At 67.1% G+C, this 19068-nt stretch carries 18 protein-coding genes; 5 read left to right on the plus strand and 13 right to left on the minus strand.

Annotated features, from left to right (window positions below; translation table 11 throughout):
* Positions 1-115: 115 nt before the first annotated feature.
* The 3 genes from BLQ14_RS05470 (at position 116) to phaR (ending at position 3268) form a co-directional block, all read left to right on the plus strand.
* A complete protein-coding gene (locus tag BLQ14_RS05470) occupies positions 116-1939 on the plus strand; it encodes a PHA/PHB synthase family protein (protein ID WP_092499031.1) in 1824 nt (607 codons plus the stop codon).
* A gap of 109 nt (positions 1940-2048) precedes the next feature.
* Positions 2049-2501, plus strand: coding sequence for a Phasin (locus BLQ14_RS05475; protein ID WP_092499458.1), 453 nt, complete (start codon positions 2049-2051; stop codon positions 2499-2501).
* A 203-nt stretch (positions 2502-2704) separates the two neighbouring features.
* Complete coding sequence (gene phaR / locus BLQ14_RS05480) at positions 2705-3268, plus strand: polyhydroxyalkanoate synthesis repressor PhaR (RefSeq protein ID WP_092499033.1); 564 nt, start codon at positions 2705-2707, stop codon at positions 3266-3268.
* A 41-nt stretch (positions 3269-3309) separates the two neighbouring features.
* Here phaR and BLQ14_RS05485 read toward each other — a convergent pair whose 3' ends face one another.
* The 12 genes from BLQ14_RS05485 to BLQ14_RS05540 all read right to left on the minus strand — a co-directional run bounded on the left by BLQ14_RS05485 (position 3310) and on the right by BLQ14_RS05540 (position 14075).
* Positions 3310-4617, minus strand: coding sequence for an NAD(P)/FAD-dependent oxidoreductase (locus BLQ14_RS05485; protein ID WP_092499034.1), 1308 nt, complete (start codon positions 4615-4617; stop codon positions 3310-3312).
* Between the two features lie 12 nt (positions 4618-4629).
* Positions 4630-5343 (minus strand): type 1 glutamine amidotransferase, encoded by a 714-nt coding sequence (locus BLQ14_RS05490; RefSeq protein WP_092499036.1) that lies wholly within the window; start codon positions 5341-5343, stop codon positions 4630-4632.
* 70 nt (positions 5344-5413) lie between these two features.
* Positions 5414-6745, minus strand: a complete 1332-nt coding sequence (locus BLQ14_RS05495; RefSeq protein ID WP_092499037.1) for a glutamine synthetase family protein — start codon at positions 6743-6745, stop codon at positions 5414-5416.
* Positions 6746-6749: 4 nt separating this feature from the next.
* Positions 6750-7556 carry an ABC transporter permease gene (locus tag BLQ14_RS05500; protein WP_092499039.1) on the minus strand — a complete coding sequence of 269 codons (807 nt, stop codon included), beginning with the start codon at positions 7554-7556 and terminating at the stop codon, positions 6750-6752.
* A complete protein-coding gene (locus tag BLQ14_RS05505; RefSeq protein WP_092499041.1) occupies positions 7553-8434 on the minus strand; it encodes an ABC transporter permease in 882 nt (293 codons plus the stop codon). Before BLQ14_RS05505 ends, BLQ14_RS05500 begins: the two co-directional genes overlap by 4 nt.
* A gap of 48 nt (positions 8435-8482) precedes the next feature.
* Entirely contained in the window at positions 8483-9217 is a 735-nt protein-coding gene (locus BLQ14_RS05510; protein ID WP_092499460.1) for a transporter substrate-binding domain-containing protein, read from the minus strand.
* A 60-nt stretch (positions 9218-9277) separates the two neighbouring features.
* Positions 9278-10057, minus strand: a complete 780-nt coding sequence (locus tag BLQ14_RS05515) for an ABC transporter ATP-binding protein (RefSeq protein ID WP_281220839.1) — start codon at positions 10055-10057, stop codon at positions 9278-9280.
* A 107-nt stretch (positions 10058-10164) separates the two neighbouring features.
* On the minus strand, positions 10165-10935 hold the full coding sequence (locus BLQ14_RS05520; protein ID WP_092499043.1) for a phosphate/phosphite/phosphonate ABC transporter substrate-binding protein: 771 nt from the start codon (positions 10933-10935) through the stop codon (positions 10165-10167).
* Positions 10932-11375 (minus strand): tellurite resistance TerB family protein, encoded by a 444-nt coding sequence (locus BLQ14_RS05525; RefSeq protein ID WP_092499044.1) that lies wholly within the window; start codon positions 11373-11375, stop codon positions 10932-10934. Before BLQ14_RS05525 ends, BLQ14_RS05520 begins: the two co-directional genes overlap by 4 nt.
* A 29-nt stretch (positions 11376-11404) precedes the next feature.
* A complete protein-coding gene (locus tag BLQ14_RS05530) occupies positions 11405-13048 on the minus strand; it encodes a CTP synthase (RefSeq protein ID WP_092499045.1) in 1644 nt (547 codons plus the stop codon).
* A gap of 181 nt (positions 13049-13229) precedes the next feature.
* A complete protein-coding gene (gene secG, locus BLQ14_RS05535; protein WP_092499046.1) occupies positions 13230-13607 on the minus strand; it encodes a preprotein translocase subunit SecG in 378 nt (125 codons plus the stop codon).
* Positions 13608-13679: 72 nt separating this feature from the next.
* Entirely contained in the window at positions 13680-14075 is a 396-nt protein-coding gene (locus tag BLQ14_RS05540) for a DUF6524 family protein (protein WP_092499047.1), read from the minus strand.
* A gap of 159 nt (positions 14076-14234) precedes the next feature.
* Here BLQ14_RS05540 and BLQ14_RS05545 point away from each other — a divergent pair, with 159 nt between their 5' ends.
* A complete protein-coding gene (locus tag BLQ14_RS05545) occupies positions 14235-15527 on the plus strand; it encodes an adenylosuccinate synthase (RefSeq protein WP_092499049.1) in 1293 nt (430 codons plus the stop codon).
* Positions 15527-15787: a DUF2842 domain-containing protein gene (locus tag BLQ14_RS05550; RefSeq protein WP_092499050.1), complete on the plus strand. Its 261-nt coding sequence runs from the start codon at positions 15527-15529 to the stop codon at positions 15785-15787. Before BLQ14_RS05545 ends, BLQ14_RS05550 begins: the two co-directional genes overlap by 1 nt.
* An 82-nt stretch (positions 15788-15869) precedes the next feature.
* Here the strand turns inward: BLQ14_RS05550 and BLQ14_RS05555 are convergent, their stop codons facing one another.
* On the minus strand, positions 15870-18995 hold the full coding sequence (locus BLQ14_RS05555) for a hypothetical protein (RefSeq protein ID WP_092499051.1): 3126 nt from the start codon (positions 18993-18995) through the stop codon (positions 15870-15872).
* Positions 18996-19068: the final 73 nt, after the last annotated feature.

Raw genomic sequence — 19068 nt, forward strand, 5'->3', positions numbered from 1 at the left:
CCCGTCCTTGCCGTTCCGCGCCATGCCGGGTGGCACGGTCAACCAGCCGCGCCCTTTCATTGAAAGGCCGCAGCCGCTATTCTGCGGATGCGAAATCTAGTTTGGAAACGGAAACATGACAACCGAGGAAAGACAATTGCCGGAGTCGCTCGAAAGGCTCAACGCCAATCTGGCGAAGCTGGACGAATTGTCGAAGCGGCTGGTGGCGGCGTTGTCGCGCAAGAAACCGCCAGAGCCCGCGCTCGAGGCGCCGAGCTCGGAGCTCTTCATGAAGGCGGCCGCGGCCTATGTGGCGGGCATGATGTCGAACCCGGCCAAGATCCTCGAGCATCAGGTTTCCTACTGGGGCAAGTCGCTCAAGCATTACCTCGAGGCGCAGCAGCGGCTCTTGCAGGGCAAGCTCGAGATCGAGGACGAGGAAGAGGAAGAGGAGCTGCGCCGCCGCGAGGATCGCCGCTTTCAGGGCGAGCTGTGGCACAAGCACCCCTATTTCAACTACCTGCGCCAGCAGTATCTCCTCAACACCGTGGCGGTGGAGAACGCCATCGCCGACATGCAGGGTCTGGATCCGAAGGAGCGCAAGCGGGTGGAGTACTTCACCCGTCAGATCCTCGAGATGTTCAACCCGGCGAACTTCCTCGGCACAAATCCCGAGGCGCTGCAGCGCGCGATCGAGACGGAGGGCGAGTCGCTGGTGCGCGGGCTCGAGAACCTCGTGCGCGACATCGAGGCCAACGAGGGCGATCTACTGGTCACGCTTGCAGACAAGGATGCCTTCCGCGTGGGCGAGAACCTCGCGACCACCGATGGCGAGGTGGTCTACCGCAACCGGATGTTCGAGCTCATTCAGTACACCCCGCGCACCGAGACGGTGCACAAGACCCCGCTCATCATCTTCCCGCCCTGGATCAACAAGTTCTACATCCTTGACCTCAAGCCCGAGAACTCGCTGATCCGCTGGATCGTGGATCAGGGCTACACGCTGTTTGTCGTGAGCTGGAAGAACCCCGACCCTTCCTACGCCGATGTCGGGCTCGATACCTACATCGAGGAGGGGTACATGACCGCGATTCGCGAGGTGAAGGCGATCACCGGCGAGGAGCAGGTCAACGCCGTGGGCTACTGCATCGCCGGCACCACCCTGGCGTTGACGCTGGCCCTCATGCACAAGCGCGGCGACAAGTCGATCCGCTCGGCCACCTTCTTCACCACGCTCACCGATTTCGAGGATCAGGGGGAATTCGCGGTTTTCCTGACCGACGATTTCGTTGACGGCATCGAGCGCGAGGTGAAGCGCGAAGGCATTCTGCGCGCCTTCTACATGGCGCGCACCTTCTCCTTCCTGCGCTCCACCGACCTTGTCTATGCGCCTGCGATCCGCAGCTACATGCTGGGCGAGACGCCGCCGGCCTTCGATCTGCTCTACTGGAACGGTGACGGCACCAACCTGCCCGCGCGCATGACCATCGAGTATCTGCGCTGGCTGTGCCAGGAGAACCGCTTCGCCAAGGGCGAGCTCGAGATCCTCGGCGAGAAGCTCTCGATCAGGGATGTGCACGTGCCGCTCTGTGCCGTGGCCTGCGAGACCGACCACATTGCCGGCTGGAAGGCGAGCTACAACGGCATCCGGCAGATGGGCAGCCGCTCGAAGACCTTCATCCTTTCCGAATCAGGCCATATCGCCGGGATCGTCAATCCGCCCACGAAGAGGAAGTACGGCCATTACCTCAACCCCGAACTTCACGAGACGCCGGAGGAGTGGCTGGCGCACGCGCAGTTCCATGAGGGCTCGTGGTGGCCGGATTGGGAAAAGTGGCTTGCGCGCCGCTCTGGACGGATGATTCCCGCGCGCCAGCCGGGCGATGCAGGTCATCCCACGCTGGGCAAGGCGCCGGGCTCCTATGTGCTGGCGCGAAGCGCCGAGCAGGGCGAGCACTGAAAATTTTTGCTGCGCTGCAGCAAATTCCTCTTGCAATGCCGCGATGCAGCATGCATATATGCTGCAGAAGCGAGACATGCGGGGTGGCCCGCGGATTGGAGTGACGAAGATGGCTGCGAAGACCCAGGATTACACCAAGATCATGAAGGACCTGATGGGCGCGTTCCCGGTGGACATGAGCGCGATGCAGGATGCCTTCAAGACTCAGGCGACGCTCGGCGAGAAGCTTTCCAAGGTGGCTCTCGAGGCGGCGGACAAGTCCGCCGAGATCTCCACCAAGTGGACGCGCGACACGCTCGCGAAGCTCGCCGAAGTGACCGCCGTCAAGGAAGATCCGGCCGACTACACCAAGGCCCTGACCGACTTTGCCGCGGCGCAGGCGGAGATGACCGCCGAGTCGCTCGCCGCCTTCGTCGAGGTGGCCAAGAAGGTGCAGATGGAGACCGTCGAGCTGATGCTGGCGGCTGGCAAGGATCTGTCGGAGGACGCTTCGGCCGCGGTCCGCAAGGCTACCGAAGAGGTGACCAAGGCCGCGAAGAAGGCCGCTGCTCCGGTCAAGTGAGCCGCTGAGCAAGACAGGAACGACCGACCGTCGATTTCTCCTCCCTCCTCCCTGAAGGACGGTCGAATTGGCGAGCCCGGAAGCGGGCTCGCCCTTTTCTTTTCTGCCGCGCTCCCTTAGGCTTTTTCTGCGCTGCGACAACGGGGCGATTGCGGTTTGCCCCAGGTCGGCCGCGGGCACAGGATCCATGGGGAGGATCACAGGTGGCACAGACGTCCGAGCCGCTTCTCATCAAGCGCTATGCAAGCCGCCGGCTCTACAACACCGAGACCAGCGACTATGTCACGCTCGACGATATCGCCCGCTTCATCCGCGAAGGGCGCGACGTGAAGATCATCGACCTCAAGACCGGCGATGACCTGACGCGACAATACCTGCTACAGATCATCGCCGAGCACGAGAGCCGCGGCGAGAACGTGCTGCCGATCAATGTGCTTACCGACCTGGTGCGCAGCTACACCACCGAGGTGCAGTCGATCGTGCCGCAGTTTCTGGCCGCCTCCTTCGAGATGCTGCGCGAGAGCCAGTCGAAGCTCATGGAGAACATGAACTCCATGAACCCTCTGCGGGCCGTGCCGGGCTTCGAGGCGATGCAGGCGCAGCAGAAGGCGTTTCTCGAGGCCATGACCGGTGGGCTCGCCGCCTGGGGCAAGGCGTCGAAGCAGGGGGAGAAGCGCGAAGGCGCGTCGGCGAGTGCCGAGGATCTCGACGAGATCAAGAAGCAGCTTGCCGAACTCCAGGAAAAGCTCGCCAAGCTGGGGCAGTAGCGCGCTTTGCGCCTTGCGGTGCCGCTTGCGCTCGCGCCGGGTCAGATCCCGAGCCGGTCGCGCAGCCCGAACCAGCCCATTGCCAGCGCCAGAAGCGGCGAGCGTAGCGCCCGCCCGCCCGGAAAGGGCGGGGGCAACACCTGCCCCATGAGCCGGAATGCGGCATCCTCGCCCTCGATGGCATCGGCAAGGATGCGTCCGGCAAGTGTCGCCAGCGCCACCCCGTGCCCCGAGTAGCCCGAGGCTGACCAGACGGCGGGGCGCGGGCAGAAGAAGGCGGGAAGGCGCGTGCGGGTGATGGCGAGCGTTCCGCCCCAGGCGTAATCGATCCGTGTCCCGGCGAGCTGTGGGTAGATGCGGAGCATCGGCTTGCGCACGATCGCGGCGATGTCGGCGGGGAAGCGGTAGCCATAGCTCTCGCCGCCGCCGAAGAGAAGCCGGCCATCTTCGCTGAGCCGCCAGTAGCTGACCACGAAGCGCCCGTCGGCCACGGCGATGTCGCGGGCAAGGATCTCCTGTGCCCGCTCCCCCAAGGGCTCGGTGGCGACGATGAAGTTGTTGATCGGCATCACCCGCCGGGCAACATGCGGCTCAAGCCCGCCGAGATAGCCGTTGGCGGCCACCACCACATGCTCGGCAGAGATTTCGCCGCCGTCGCAGGTGACGACCCGGCGGCCGTCGCGCTCGGAGATCCTCAGCGCGCGCGTGCGCTCGAAGAGGCGCGCACCCGCCGCTTCGGCCCCTTGCGCAAGCCCCAGCGCGAAGCGCAAGGGGTGGATGTGCCCCGCGCCCCAGTCGATGAGCCCGCCGCGAAAACGGCGCGAACCGATCAGCGCCCGCACCGCCTGTTCGTCGAGGGGTTCGACCTTTTCGTAGCCGTAATCGCGGGCGAGCTTTTCGGCCAGAGCATGGGCATGGGTCACACCCGAGGCGCGTTCGTCCACATGCGCCACGCCGGGCCGCCAGCGCGCATCAATTCCGAGCTCGTCAACGAGCCCGCGTACCAACGCCTTGGCGTCCTCGCCCAGCTGCCAGAGCTTGCGCGCATCGTCCGCCCCGAGGCGGCGCTCGAGTTCGATCTGGTCAAGCCGCTGGCCCGAACCCACCTGCCCGCCGTTGCGTCCCGAGGCCCCGAAGCCCACCCGCTGCGCCTCGATCAGCACCACATCATGGTCGCGCCGGGCCAGATGCAGTGCCGCCGAAAGCCCGGTGTAACCCCCGCCGATCACGCAGATTTCCGCATTCAGGCTGTCCTCGAGCCGGGGGCGCGGCGCGGGCAGCACCGCGCTTGCGGCATACCAGCTCTCGGGGTAGGCGCCCGGGCGGTCGTTGGCGTCGAGAAGGTTCATGGGCGCCGCTTCTCAGCCTGACGCTGCCATGTCCTGCCGGTTCTTCGCGCGGTGGAAGAACTCGGCGATGCTGTCGGCGAATCTGGCCTGATCGACGGGCTTGCCAAGCTCGGCCTCGGCCGCCTCGAGCAACGGCTCGGGCACATTGCCGGGGCCGCGCGTGCGCATGAGCCCCTCGATGAAGCGCGCGTCGAATTCGGGATGCGGCTGGATGGTATAGGCCCGGTCTCCCTCATAGGCTAGCGCCGCATAGGGGCAGCCGGGATGTGAGGCCACCACCTGGGCGCCCTCGGGCAGCTCCACCACCTGATCCTGATGCCAGGCATTGAGCGCGAGCCGCCCGAGCCCGTTGGAGAAGTCATACTCCTGCCGACCGATGATCCATCCGCCGGGGTGCTTTTCCACCTTGCCGCCGAGGGCCTGGGCGATGATCTGGTGGCCAAAGCAGATGCCCACCAATGGCACACCCGCCGCATAGGCCTTGCGGATGAACTCCTCGAGCGGCGGGATCCACGGCAGATCGTCGTAGGCGCCATGGCGCGAGCCGGTCAGAAGCCACCCCTCCGCGTCATGCACCGATTCGGGAAAGTCTCCGTCAACCACGCTCCAGGTGGAAAAGGTGAAGCCGCGCCCGGCCAACAGCCGGGGAAACAACTCCCCATAGTCACCATGCTCGGGGATCAGTGGCTCGGGCGCGTGGCCGGTCTGAAGGATGCCGATGTGCATTGCTGACGCTACTGAAAACGCGGCTCTTGGACCAAGCTAGGCGCAGCGTGGCGCGTCCGCAAGACGCCGCTCACACCGCGTCAAGGCATATGTCGCGGAGCTCTTCGGGGGTAAACCGTTCGCCCAGCCGCATTTCCTGCCGCTTGGTCAGAACGAGGTTTCGCTGAAGCTCCGCGCCGAAGATGGCGGTCATGCCCTCGTCCTTCTCAAACAGAGCCAGCGCCTCTTCCCAGCTTGCGGGCACCTGCGGCAGGTCAGCGGCGTAGGCGTTGCCGGTGATCGGGGCAGGGGGCTCGGCCCCGGCCTCGATACCCGCGAGCGCGGCACCGAGGATGGCGGCGATCACCAGGTATGGGTTGGTGTCGGAGCCCGCGACGCGGTGCTCGATGCGCCGGGCGGCCGGTGCGCCGCCGGGGATGCGCAGCGCCGCCGTGCGGTTTTCGTAGGCCCACGAGATGCCCGTGGGAGCATGCGCGCCCGGCACCAGCCGCTCGTAGGAATTGGCGTGCGGGGCAAAGATCAGCGTTGATGCCGGAATCGCCGCGAGGCAGCCGGCCACGGCATGCCGCAGCGCATCCGAGCCTTCCGGCCTGCCGTTGTCGAAGATGTTGCGCCCGGCGCTGTCCAGCACCGAGAAATGCACATGCATGCCGGAGCCCGGCTGGCCGGCATAGGGCTTGGCCATGAAGCTGCCGGCAAAGCCGTGACGGCGCGCGAGGCCCTTGAGCAGCAGCTTGAAAAGCCAGGCGTCGTCGGCAGCCCTCAGCGCATCGGCCTGGTGCTTGAGGTTGATCTCGAACTGACCGGGCCCGGCCTCGGAAATTGCCGCGTCGGCCGGAATCTCCATGGCCTTGCAGCCCGCATAGACCGCGTTGAAGAAGCTGTCGAAGGCATCGAGCGCCTGCATCGACAGGATCGCCGCGATCGGCCGGCGCTTGCCCGAGCGTGGGCTCTTCGGCACCGTCGGCACCCCGCCCGAGTCGTCGATGAGGTAGAACTCCATCTCGGTTGCCACCACCGGCGTGAGCCCGCGGGCGGCATAGCGCTCGAGCACCCGTGCGAGGGCCTGACGGGGGTCGCCGGCGAAGGGCGCGCCCTCGTCGGTGAACATCCACACCTGCTGCAGCGCGGCCGGCGTCTCGAGCCAGGGTATGGGCAACGGCCCGCGGCCGGTGGGGCGCAGCACCCCGTCGGCGTCACCGGTGGCAAAGACAAGCGGGCTGTCCTCGATGTCGGCGCCGGTGATGTCGAGGTTCATCACCGAGAGCGGAAAACGCGCCCCGTTTTCCAGAACGTCTCGCGCGTGTTGGCGGGGCACCCGCTTTCCGCGCGCCTGACCGTTCAGGTCGGCCGCAACAACACGCAGGCTTTCTACCTCGGGGTGGTCGTCGAGCCAGCTCATGGGTTTACCTGATGACGTTCGGGCGGAACTTCATCCGGCCCTTCTGCGCGTCGGGAAGGTGGCGATTGAGGCGGCGGTTCACAAGGCCGAAAACGCCGATGATGGCAAGCGTCAGCAGGATGAAATAGCCCGCCAGAATGGGGTAGGGCACGAATGGGTTGAATGTCTTGTCGGCAAAATAGCTGGCGTAATAGAGTGCATCCCCGCGCTGCTGCCAGGCCGGAAAGCCCGAGAAGAAGACGAGCGTGGTGGCGTGAAAGAGGAAGATTGCCTCGTTGGTGTAGGCCGGCCAGGCGAGCCGCAGCATCGTCGGCCAGATCACCCGGCGGAACTTCGTGAAGCCCGACATGCCGAAGGCATCGGCCGCCTCCACCTCGCCCTTCGGCACGCTCATCAGCGCGCCGTGGAAGATCTCGCCCGAATAGGCGGCGGTGTTGAGAAACAGCACGATCAGCGCGCCGAGCCATGCCGCCGTGAACGGATCGAAAACGGGGCTCACCGACTTGAGGCTGAGAAACAGGAAATAGGCGAAGAAGAACTGGATGAAGAGCGGCGAGCCGCGGAAGACGAAGATGAACCACTCGCTAGGCTTGCGGATGAAGGGGCTCTTGGCTGCCTTGCCCACCGCGAGGGCGGTGGCGAGGAAGAAGCCGAAGAGGAGCGCGAAGGTGCCGAAATAGATGTTCCAGATCAGCCCCGAGCCGATCAGCGTGAACTGCTGGCACAGCGTGAAGTCCGAGCGCGGCAGGAGCCGCTCGCCGATGCCGATGGAGCGCAGGCCATAGTCGGCGATGGTCTCCCAGCAGCTCATGGCGCCGCACTCCGGCCAGTGCCGCCAAGTGTCGCCTGCCCGTGGCTGAGCCGCGCGGTGACGCGCGCGAGCACCACCTCGGAGAGCTTGGTGAAGGCGAGGTAGAAGATCAGAAGCGCGAGGAAATACCACATCCGCCAGTCGCCGTGCGGATAGTCGGAGAAGCGGGCCTGCTTTGCCGCCCCCAGCTCGCGCGCCCAGTAGACGATGTCCTCAACCCCCAGAAGGAACAGAAGCGGCGTGGCCTTGATGAGGATCATCCACAGGTTCGACAGCCCCGGCAGCGCGTAGATCCACATCTGCGGCACGAGAATGCGCCAGAAGGTCTGGCGCGGGGTCATGCCGTAGGCCTCGGCGGTCTCGAGCTGCGCCTTCGGCACCGCGCGCATGGCGCCGTAGAGGACATTGGCCGAGAAGGCGCCATAGACGATGGCGAAGGTGAGAACGGCAAGGAAGAAGCCGTAGATCTCGTGCCAGATCTGCGGCGAGGTCGAGAGCGGCAGCTTGGCGGCGGGGCAGACGACGAAGTCATTGCCCTGGCGGATCGGCTGATCCCAGTCGGGGCATTTGATCTTGTGGCGGATCCACTCGAAGGCCTGGTCCAGCGCGATCACGAAGAAGAGGAAGAAGGCAATGTCGGGCACGCCGCGAACGATGGCGATATAGCCCTTGCCAAGCCACGCGAGCGGCCGGAAGCGCGCGCGCGCCGCGGTGGCGCCGAGAAAGCCGAAGGCAAGCGCCACCGGCGCGGTGATGGCGAGCAGTATCAGCACCGTCCCGAAGGAGGCGTAGAAGGCCATGTGCTTGCCCGTCGTCAGGTAGCAGGCAAGCCAGGGCAGCCCGTCAAGGCTCTGGGGATCGGTGCAGAAGGAGAACATGAGGCGTGTGACCGGGGGCGCGGGCGCCCCCGATCTTCTTTCAACTCATCACCACTGGGGCGCTTCGTCCCCGAACCACTTCTTCAGGAGCGCGTTCAGCGAGCCGTCCTCCTTCATCGAGCGGATGGCGGCGTTGAACTTCTCCTTCAGCTCCTGGTCGGATTCGCGGATGCCCATGGCCACGCCTCCGCCGATGCGCACCTCGCCGGCGAATTCAAGCTCGCCGTTCGATTCCTCGACGATCGGGGCGAGATAGTCCTTGTCCGCAAGCACGGCATCGGCCTCGCCGTTTCGAACGGCGGCGATGGTCTCGTCGGGCGTGGCGTATTCCACCAGCGTGGCGCCGGAGTTGGCGACGTAGTTGGCCTGGATGGTGCCGGTCTGCGCGGCGATCACCCCGTTCTCGAGATCGACATCGCGCCCGGCCAGCTTGACATAGGCCGAGGGCGAGGCGGGGATGTATTCCTCGGTGAAGTCGATCACCTGGTCGCGCTCCTCGGTCACCGACATGCCCGCGATGATGGTGTCGTAGTTGCCCGAGACGAGGTTGGGGATGATCGAATCCCAATCGTTGGTCACCCACTCGCAGGTGAGGTTCGCGCGCCGGCACAGCTCATCGCCCAGCTCGCGCTCGAAGCCGTCAACCTCGCCCTTGTCGTTGATGAAGTTGTAGGGCGGGTAGGCGCCCTCGGTGCCCATCCGCACTGTCATCGAGTGACTGGCGGCGAGCGCCACGCCTGCGCCCATGGCCAGTGCGGTCGCCGCCGCGATCAGTTTCTTCAGCATCGGTTTCTCCCCCTCCTGGGTTTCACTTCATGGTTTTCAAATCTGCCGCGCCGCCGCTCACGACACAAGCGTATGGCTGAGGAACTGGCGCAGACGCTCGCTTTGCGGGTTGCCGAAGACGGCTTCGGGCGGGCCTTCCTCCTCGATGCGGCCGAGATGCAGGAAGACGACGTGATCGGAGACGTCCGCCGCCAGCCGCATGTCGTGGGTGACGAGGATCATCGTGCGCCCCTCTTCTGCCAGCGCCTTGATGACCTTCACCACCTCCTGCTCAAGCTCGGGGTCAAGCGCCGATGTCGGCTCATCGAAGAGAAGCGCGCGCGGTTCCATGCACAGCGCGCGCGCGATCGCGGCACGCTGCTGCTGGCCGCCGGAAAGCTGGGCGGGGTAGGCATCGGCCTTGTCGGCGATGCCGACCTTCTCGAGATAGGCGCGCGCGGCTGCCTCCACCTCGGCGCGGTCGCGCTTGAGCACGTGCACCGGCGCCTCCATGACATTCTGCAGAATGGTCATGTGCGACCACAGATTGAACTGCTGGAACACCATGGCAAGGTTGGTGCGCACGCGCCGCACCTGTTCGGGGTCGGCCGGCCGGCGGCTTGCTCCCGCGCCCTTCCAGCGTATCGGCTCGCCTTCGAAGATGATCTCGCCCTTCTGGCTGATCTCGAGAAGATTGGCGCAGCGCAGAAGCGTGGACTTGCCCGACCCCGACGAGCCGATGAGCGAGACCACATGGCCGCGCTCGGCGACCATGTCCACGCCCTTGAGCACTTCCAACGGCCCGTAGCTCTTGTGCAGGTCGCGGATCTCGATGACCGGCGGCTCAGCCTCGTGCACGTGGTTTCCCCCTCGCATATGCCGTATCGGCAACGTTGGGCCGAAACAGCCCTGCCTTGCAATGCGAATCTGGACCGCGTCTGGCAAGCCTTCCGTTGCGGAAAGGCTCAGGCCGCGGCCTCCGCCTGGCTTGGAAGGGGCGGCGTCGGCACCGCGAGCCACGCGCTGGCGGGAAGACGCGTGAAACCCGCGATCGACAGCCGTTCGCCAAGGCCCGGCTCAAGCCTTTCGACCGCCTCGGCAACCGCCTGCGAAATCGGCTCGACCGGCCGCCCCGGCGCGGTGATGAGCGGCAGCGCCGGGGTGGGGGCGCTGCGCGCGATCACCCGCAGCCGCGCGGCGACCTGCGGCAGGTGGCGCTCCACAAGTCGCCATGTCACGACATCGATGGCGGCAATGTCTGCCTCTCTCTCGGCCACGGCTGTGGCGGAGGCGCGATGCGCGCCGGAGTGATGGAATCGCCGGAACCTGATGCCCGCGGCGCTCGCCACCTCATGCGCGGCGACCCAGCCCGACTGGCTGTCGAAACCGTTGAATGCGAGCGTGGCGCTGGCGAACTCGGCAAGCCGCTCGCGCGGATCGTCGGCGCGCGCCACCATCACGCTGTAGTAATGGCCCGGCGGCGTGCCGGGCAGGGCGTGGTCGAACACGCCCACCAGCCCCACGCGCCCGTGCAGGCGCTGGCGATAGGGCAACCCGCAGGTCTGGGCGAGCAGGAGGCGTCCATCTTCCCAGATTTCCCAGAGGTTGCGCCCCCGGGTGAGGCCTTGGGGCGCGGCGATCCCTCGCGCGCGCAGCGCCTCCGCGATTGCCCGCCACAAGGCATCGACCGCCTCGCGTTCCTCGGGCCAGTCATACATCGGCAGGGCGGCGATCATGCGCGCCGCGCCTCGACCTTCTGGCGCAGAAGGGCGGAATCGCGGTCATTGATGCCGAGCATCGGCGCGACGAGGCGCAAGAGCGCATCTTCCTCATGTTCGCGCACGCCATCGGCCAGCACCACCTCCCACAAGGCCTCGATCACGCCCGCGCGCGCCTCGTATGGCACGGCGTCCTTGATCGCGCGGGTGAAGCGCACCGTGTCGGGAGCCTCCGCCTCGAGCGCCTCCGCCTCGGCGCGCAGCTTCGGCGCCTCGAAGGGCGAGAGGCCATAGCGCGTGGCAAGGATGCGGTCGATGCGCTCGCGCTCGACCTCCGCATAATCGCCGTCGGCGCGGGCGATGCGCACGAGAAGCGCGGCGAGCGCAAGCCGCTCGTCCTCGGGGGGCAGCGGGGCGGGTGCGGCGGCGGTCAGCCGGCGCAGGAGATCAGCGAACATGGTTCAGCCTCCAGGGGCATGGCGCGCGCTCACACCAACCGCTCCACCTCCTTCGCCGCGCGGATGAAGTCGGCGAAGAGCGGGTGCGGCTCGAAGGGCTTCGACTTCAGCTCGGGGTGGAATTGCACGCCGATGAACCAGGGGTGGTCGGGGCGCTCGACGATCTCGGGCAGCTTGCCGTCGGGCGACATGCCGGAAAACTTAAGCCCCGCCGCCTCGAGTTGTTCGCGGTAGCGGATGTCGACTTCGTAGCGGTGGCGGTGGCGTTCCTCGATGGTGGTGGTGCCGTAGATCTGCGCCGCGCGCGAGCCCGGCTCGAGCACGGCCGTGTAGGCGCCGAGCCGCATGGTGCCGCCCTTGGCGTCATCCACCTTGCGCTCGATCGTGCGGTTGCCCTGCACCCATTCCTTCAGGTGATAGACGACAGGCGTGAAGCGCCGTTCGCCGGCCTCGTGGTCGAATTCCTCCGAGCCCGCATCGGGCAGCTTGGCGAGGTTCCGCGCCGTCTCGATCACCGCCATCTGCATGCCAAGGCAGATGCCGAGATAGGGGATCTTGTGCTCGCGGGCATATTGCGCGGCGCGGATCTTTCCTTCCGTTCCCCGCTCGCCGAAGCCGCCCGGCACGAGAATCGCGTGGAAATCCTGCAGATAGGGGGAGGGGTCTTCGCGCTCGAAGATCTCCGCGTCGATCCATTCGGCCCGCACCTTCACGCGGTTGGCCATGCCGCCATGGGTGAGCGCCTCGGCGATGGACTTGTACGCATCCTCGAGCTGGGTGTACTTGCCCACCACAGCCACGCGCACCTCGCCCTCGGCGTTGACGATGCGGTCATAGACATCCTGCCAGCGCGAGAGGTCGGGCTTGGGCGCGGGGCTGATCTGGAAGGCATCGAGAACCGCCTGATCGAGCCCCTCGCGGTGATAGGCCAAGGGCGCTTCGTATATGGACTTCAGGTCATAGGCCGCGATCACCGCATCGGGCCGGACATTGCAGAACAGCGCCAGCTTGTCGCGCTCCTTCTGTGGAATCGGGCGCTCGGAGCGGCAGACCAGAATGTCGGGCTGCAGACCGATCGAGCGCAGCTCCTTCACCGAGTGCTGGGTGGGTTTGGTCTTCAGCTCACCCGAGGCGGCGATGTAGGGCAGGAGCGTGAGATGCATGAAGATGCATTCACCGCGCGGCCGCTCCTGCGCGAATTGGCGGATTGCCTCGAAGAAGGGCAGGCCCTCGATGTCGCCCACCGTGCCGCCGATCTCGCAGAGCATGAAATCGACCTCGTCCTCGCCGATGGCGATGAAGTCCTTGATCTCGTTGGTGACGTGGGGGATCACCTGAATGGTCTTGCCGAGGTAATCGCCGCGCCGTTCCTTCTCGAGAACGTTCGAGTAGATCCGCCCCGAGGAGACCGAATCCGTCGCCCGCGCCGCCACGCCGGTGAAGCGCTCGTAATGGCCAAGGTCGAGATCGGTCTCGGCGCCGTCGTCGGTGACGAACACCTCACCATGCTCGAAGGGCGACATGGTGCCGGGATCGACATTGAGATAGGGGTCGAGCTTTCGCAAGCGAACCGAGTAACCGCGCGCCTGCAGCAGCGCGCCGAGTGCCGCCGAGGCAAGGCCCTTGCCGAGGCTCGAGACCACGCCACCAGTGATGAATACGAAACGGGCCATGGGCCGCCTGTTCCCCCGTGCTGATCCGCCCCGCTGCGGCCGTCACGGCCAGAGGGGCGGGCGATTTCTGCCAGTCTCACGGGATTTTCATGATAGGGCATTCGGCAATCCCGCGCAACCGAACCCCAAAATGCTGAGCGGCCACCCAAGGGCGGCCGCAAGCTGTTGTGTCGCGCCGGGTTCAGTCGGCGCGCGGAAGAATCAAGGGTTCCTCTTCGCTCGCCGGCGGCGGCAGAAGCTCGTCCACGTTGGGCAGGGCCGGCGTGCCGGGCGCCGTTTGCGCCGGGGTATCGGTTGCGGCGGTGCCGAGACGATCCATCACCGAGCTGTCGGCGGATTTCTGCGCGGCGATGATGGTGAGCGCGATCGAGGTGATGATGAAGGCGATCGCGAATCCCCATGTCATCTTGGCCAGCGCCGTGGCAGCCGAACGGCCGGTCATCACGCCGCCGCCTCCGCCGCCGATGCCCAGGCCTCCGCCTTCGGAGCGCTGCAGGAGCACCACGCCGATCAGGCACAGCGCGAGGATGAGGTGGATGACGAGGATGACGTTTTCCATGAGCCGACCCGAGCGTTGGACTGGGCGGTATCTAGAGACTTGACCGGCGCATCGCAACCCCGAAGGCGGCGCTCACTCCTCCACGTCGTCCACGTCGAACTGCCCCGACAGGCGCCGGCGGATCAGCGACCAGCTCAGCCCCGTGCCAAGAACGATGCTGAGCGCGAAGATCCCGATCCATACGTTTGCCGTGGTGTCAGTGGGATCGAGCCAGCCGCGGTCATAGGCCAGCCAGAGGGCGGAACCGACAATCGCGAGAACGAGCATCATGCCGACGAAACCGATGGAGCGCAGCGTCGCGCGCAGATAGATGATGTAGCCCACGACCAGAAGCAGCCCGGTGAAGATGGTCAGCGGCGGGTCGCTTTCCCAGTTTGTTCGGGCCCAGCTGACATAATTCCAGTCCGTCGGGTTGAATGTGGCCGCGAGCAGCACGAAGGCAAACAGCCATCGGAAAAAGAAGCCCATTGTCTTCCCGCAAAGTTGAGAATTGGCGCTTCGCGCGATGATTGCCCTGCAGCGCGGCTCTGTCCAGCCCGTGGCGGGACCGGCGCGGCGCATTTTCCGGTTTCGTCCGGACGCCGCTGGCAGTATCAGGCGCGCTGACAAGTGCCAAGGGAGTGTGCAATGGCCAATGTCGTGGTGGTGGGCGCCCAATGGGGCGACGAAGGCAAGGGCAAGATCGTCGACTGGTTGAGCGAACGGGCCGACGTCATCGCCCGCTTCCAGGGCGGGCACAATGCTGGCCACACCCTCGTGATCGACGGGCAGGTCTACAAGCTGCACGCGCTGCCATCGGGGGTGGTCAGGCCCGGCAAGCTCTCGGTCATCGGCAATGGCGTCGTGCTCGACCCCTGGCATCTGGTGGAGGAGATCGCCACGCTGCGCGCTCAGGGGGTGGAGATCAGCCCCGAGACGCTGATGATCGCCGAGAACACGCCGCTGATCCTGCCCTTTCACGGCGAGCTAGACCGCGCCCGCGAGGCGGCGACAAGCGTGGCCAGGATCGGCACCACCGGCCGGGGCATCGGCCCCGCCTATGAGGACAAGGTCGGCCGCCGTTCGGTGCGCGTGGCCGATCTCGCCGACCGCGCCACGCTCGAGGCGCGGGTGGATCGCGCCCTCGTCCACCATGACGCGCTGCGCCGCGGGCTGGGGCTCGAGCCGGTGGACCGGGCGGCACTTCTGGCCCGGCTCGACGAGGTGGCGCCGAAGATCCTGCCCTTCGCCGGGCCGGTCTGGCGCGTGCTCAACGAAAAGCGCCGCGCCGGAAAACGCATTCTCTTCGAGGGCGCGCAGGGGGCGCTCCTCGACATCGACTTCGGCACCTACCCCTTCGTGACTTCCTCCAACGTCATCGCCGGGCAGGCCGCGACCGGCACCGGCATCGGCCCCGGCGCGATCGACTTCGTGCTCGGCATCGTCAAGGCCTACACCACGCGGGTGGGGGAGGGGCCGTTTCCGACCGAGCTGCATGATGCCGATGGCGAGCGGCTGGGAACGCGCGGCCATGAGTTCGGCACCACCACCGGGCGCAAGCGGCGCTGCGGCTGGTTCGATGCGGTCCTGGTGCGCCAGACCTGCGTGACGTCCGGTGTCAACGGCATCGCGCTGACCAAGCTCGACGTGCTCGACGGCTTCGAGGAGCTGAAGATCTGCGTGGGCTACGAGCTTGACGGCGAGGTGATCGACCATCTGCCCACGGCCACCGAGCAGCAGGCGCGGGTGCGCCCCATCTACGAGACGATGGAAGGCTGGTCGGCCTCCACCGAGGGTGCGCGCAGCTGGGCCGATCTGCCGGGGGCGGCGGTGAAATACGTCCGCCGCATCGAGGAGCTGATCCAGTGCCCGGTGGCGCTTCTCTCCACCAGCCCCGAGCGCGAGGATACGATCCTCGTCACCGACCCCTTCGCCGACTGATGGCGCTGTCGTGGAAAGCGCGCCGGCGCTGGGCGCTGGTCATCCTGCTGGTCGGCCTGCCGCTCTACATCGTCGTGGCGATCAGCCTCGTGAACCTGTTCGAGCGCCCGCCTTTCCTCGTCGAGCTGGCAATCTATGTCGGGCTTGGCATCCTCTGGGCGCTGCCCTTCCGTGCGGTGTTCCGCGGGGTGGGCCGCGAGGAGCCGGAGGCTGAGCGCCGCGCGCGGGAGAGGACGACGGCGGGAAAAAGGCCGGAGTGACCGCCGGTCACCCCGCCCGCCGCACTTCGGGCGAGGTCGCAGGTAAGATTGCAGCCGTCTGATGTCCCTGGGCCGGCGCGGTTCAGCCGGCGGCGGTTTTCGCCGCGGGCTGAAAGCGGGTATCCTCGGCGACGGCGAAGACACCCCTGCGCAGTTTCACGATGCGCCCCTCGCGCTGCAGCGTGCCAAAGGCACGCAGTGCGTCTTCGCGGCTGACCCTGTCATGGCCGAGATAGCTGCGGACACGGCGGATTATGTCCGACCGCGTGACGAACGGCTCACTCTCGACAAAGGCAAAATAGGCTGCCGAGGCTTCCAGAAGGTCTTCAAGCTCGGAAAGCCCGTATCCCTCGACGAAGCGGGCGAAGCCTTCATCGCGATCGGCTGTGCGACCGAGTATCGACTCGCTCGACACGCGCCTTGGCGCAACTTTCGGCATCTGCCCGGGCGCTGGCCGGTCAACGCGCTGCGAGGAGACGAGCATCAGGGGTGGCGCGCGTCGGCCTTCGGGGCGGTGGCGCGCACCTTGAGCAGCATCGTCCTTCGGCTCGTCGCGGCGGCGCGCGGTGACGACGGACGGCTCCGCCGCGTTTTGGGTCATGGGACGGCCTTCATCATCGCGCTGTGGTCGCGCCTCGGCGGGCCCGTCGCGCACCACTTGGGCCAGATCCTGCCGGAAACGGTCAAGCGCCGCGCCGCGCGCCTGCGCGATCCTTTCGCCGCCAAGCCCGCGCTCGGCGCGGACCGCCGCCACCGCCGCCTTCAGATGGGCGATCGCGCTGCGTCGGCGGCTGGCTTCGGCGCTGTCGAGCCTGCTGCGGGTCTGCTCCAGCAGGCGTTCCACCGCCGGCTCGGCGCCGGGCAGCCTGCGGCCAAGTCGCGGCGGTTCGGCCATGGCGCCCGCAAGCGGCATGGGGCCGGTCTCTCGCCGCTCCCCGGCCGACTCGGCTCTCGCGACACCGACCGCCTCCTCCTCTGGCCCGGATGCCTCACCTGGGCTGGCCGGCGCCTCCGTGTCGGCTTGCTCCTCTTGCGGCTGTGCGGCAAGCTCCGCCTCGGGCTTTGCCTTGCCCTGGGCATCGGAACGGGTCCTTTCGCCTTCTTCGCTTGCCTCTGCGGCGCCGTGGGCGGTGGGCGTGCCCGTGTCGGTGCCGGGTGCGTCGGGTGCGGCGGACTCCTCTGTCGCGGCGCTTGCCTCGCTTTCCTGCGTCGAGCCCGTCGCGGCCGCCTCGCCCTCCTGCGGGGCCGCGGCCTCGTCGGGCGCGGCGGCGCGCCGCGCCTCGCGTTCGGCGGCGACAAGCTCGGCGATCAGCTCGCGCTCATCTTCGGGTGCAAGGCCGGTGTTGCCGAGATCGGCCTTCACGCGCGCCTCGATTTCGCGGGTCTCATCGTCGGCGGCAGCTATGGTGGCCTCGACCGCCCCGTCCTCGGCCTCGCTTTCGTCTTCGGCAACGAAGCGCGCCTCGAACGCCGCCCGCGACATCTTGACGACCCGCACACGAGGCCGGGAGACCGGAACCGCCAGATCGGGCGTCAGTTGCAACGGGCCGTCGCTGGCGCGCGGCCTTTCCGCGTGCCCGGTCTGATCCTCACCGGCCGGCAGAGATACGGCGCCTTTTTCGGATTCGCGCGCAGGGATGCCGCCCGGCTCGCGCTCGCCGCCGGCGGCCGTGGTGTCACCCTCCTTGGCGTCATCGCCGGTGAGAGGCTGAACGTGCGCGTCACCGCCGGCGTGCTGCGCCGAGTCGATGCCATCTTCCTCGCGGGAAGCTTCACCGGAGGGCACCGCCTCCCGCGACTCATGCGTCCCGTCCTGCGATTCGGCAGCGGGGCTGCCCGGATCGCCGGGGCCCGCGCGCTGGGCTCGAAGAATGCGCTCGACTTCAGCAGCAAGCTCCTCGGATTCCTCGGAGACCGCCTCGCCTCCCGCGGTCTCGGGCGCTTTCGGCTCGGCGTCCACGGGGGCGGGCTCAGCCGCCTGAATGGTGGCCTCGGCACTGGCTTCTGGCCCGGGCGGAACGATTTCGCCGGTCTCGCCGGTCTCCTGGCGCTCCCCTTCGAGCGAGGTTGGCGACTCCGTGACGGGTTCCGTGCGAGGCCCCTGCGCCCTCCCGCCGCTTTCCTGCTCGTCTGATTCCGCCAGCGGCGCACCTGCCGCGGCCGTCTCGGCGCCGTCCTCCGCGACCGAGACCTCGGCTGGATTCTCCCCGTCAGCGTTCTCCCCGTCAGCATCCGCCGAACGCGGACGTGCCGCCCCGCTGGCGAGGTCGACAGCCTCGGCCACGGTTTCGGCCGTGTCTGTCGCCGTGGCGCCGTCCGCTTCAGGTCTGGCATCGGGGCCGGCTTCGTCGGCCGTCTCGTCTGGCTCGTCTGCCGCCGTTTCCGCTTCGGCGCTTTCGACCTCGACGGACGCTGCCGACCCGCCAGCCGCGTGATCCTCCGCCTCTTCACGCCGCGACGGCATTTCCAACGCCTCGTCGCCCGCGGCGGCTTCCACCGCCGGCTCCGCGGGCGGTTCGTCGGTGACCTCATCCTCCCCGGCGCCATACAGGCGGGCGAGTTCGAGGATCTCGTCTTCCGTGCTCTGCGGGTGCGCGGACGGCGCATCCTCCACCGTTTCGTCCACGGGCGACGCAAGCGGTGGCTCCGAGAACAGCTCTGCCGCCCCCTCATCCTCGCCGTAGGTGCCGAGAGCGGGAGGCGCGCTCTGGGCGCGGGCAACTGCGGCGCGAATGCGCGCGAGCTTCTCGAGCACGCTCTCGCCACTGCTCGCTTGCTCAGCCGCGAGAGCGGCGGACGGGGGATTCGCTCCCGCGCCCGCCGCGCCGGTGCCTTGGGCCCGTCCCGCTGTTCCGGCCATGCCGTGCAGCCCCTCGGGTGCCGGCGTGGCAGCAGCTGAAGCCTCCCCCACGGCATCGGCGGGGGGCTCTGCAGGCGCGCTGCCTTCCGCCGCGGCGGCCGGGCGCAGGACGACGGCGTTGCCCTCGACCCGCGTTTCCACCCTCTGTCGGATTTCCCTCTCGGCGATGCGATGCAGCATCTCAGCGTCGGGGGTGGGAGGCTCGGCGCCGAAATAGCGGTCTTCGCGCGCGAGGTCGCGGAAATACTCCGCGATCGACTTCATCGTCGAGAAGGGGTCGTCGAAGCCCTCCAGCGTGCAGGAGAACGTTCCGTACGAAACCGTCAGAATCTTGCTGGAACCAACCATTGCTTCAACCTACCCTTCCGGGGATACCAAAACATTATCACCTCTCTGACCGGAATTCCGAACATTCTTTAGA

Source organism: Meinhardsimonia xiamenensis (assembly GCF_900102905.1).
Taxonomy (GTDB): Bacteria; Pseudomonadota; Alphaproteobacteria; order Rhodobacterales; family Rhodobacteraceae; genus Meinhardsimonia; species Meinhardsimonia xiamenensis.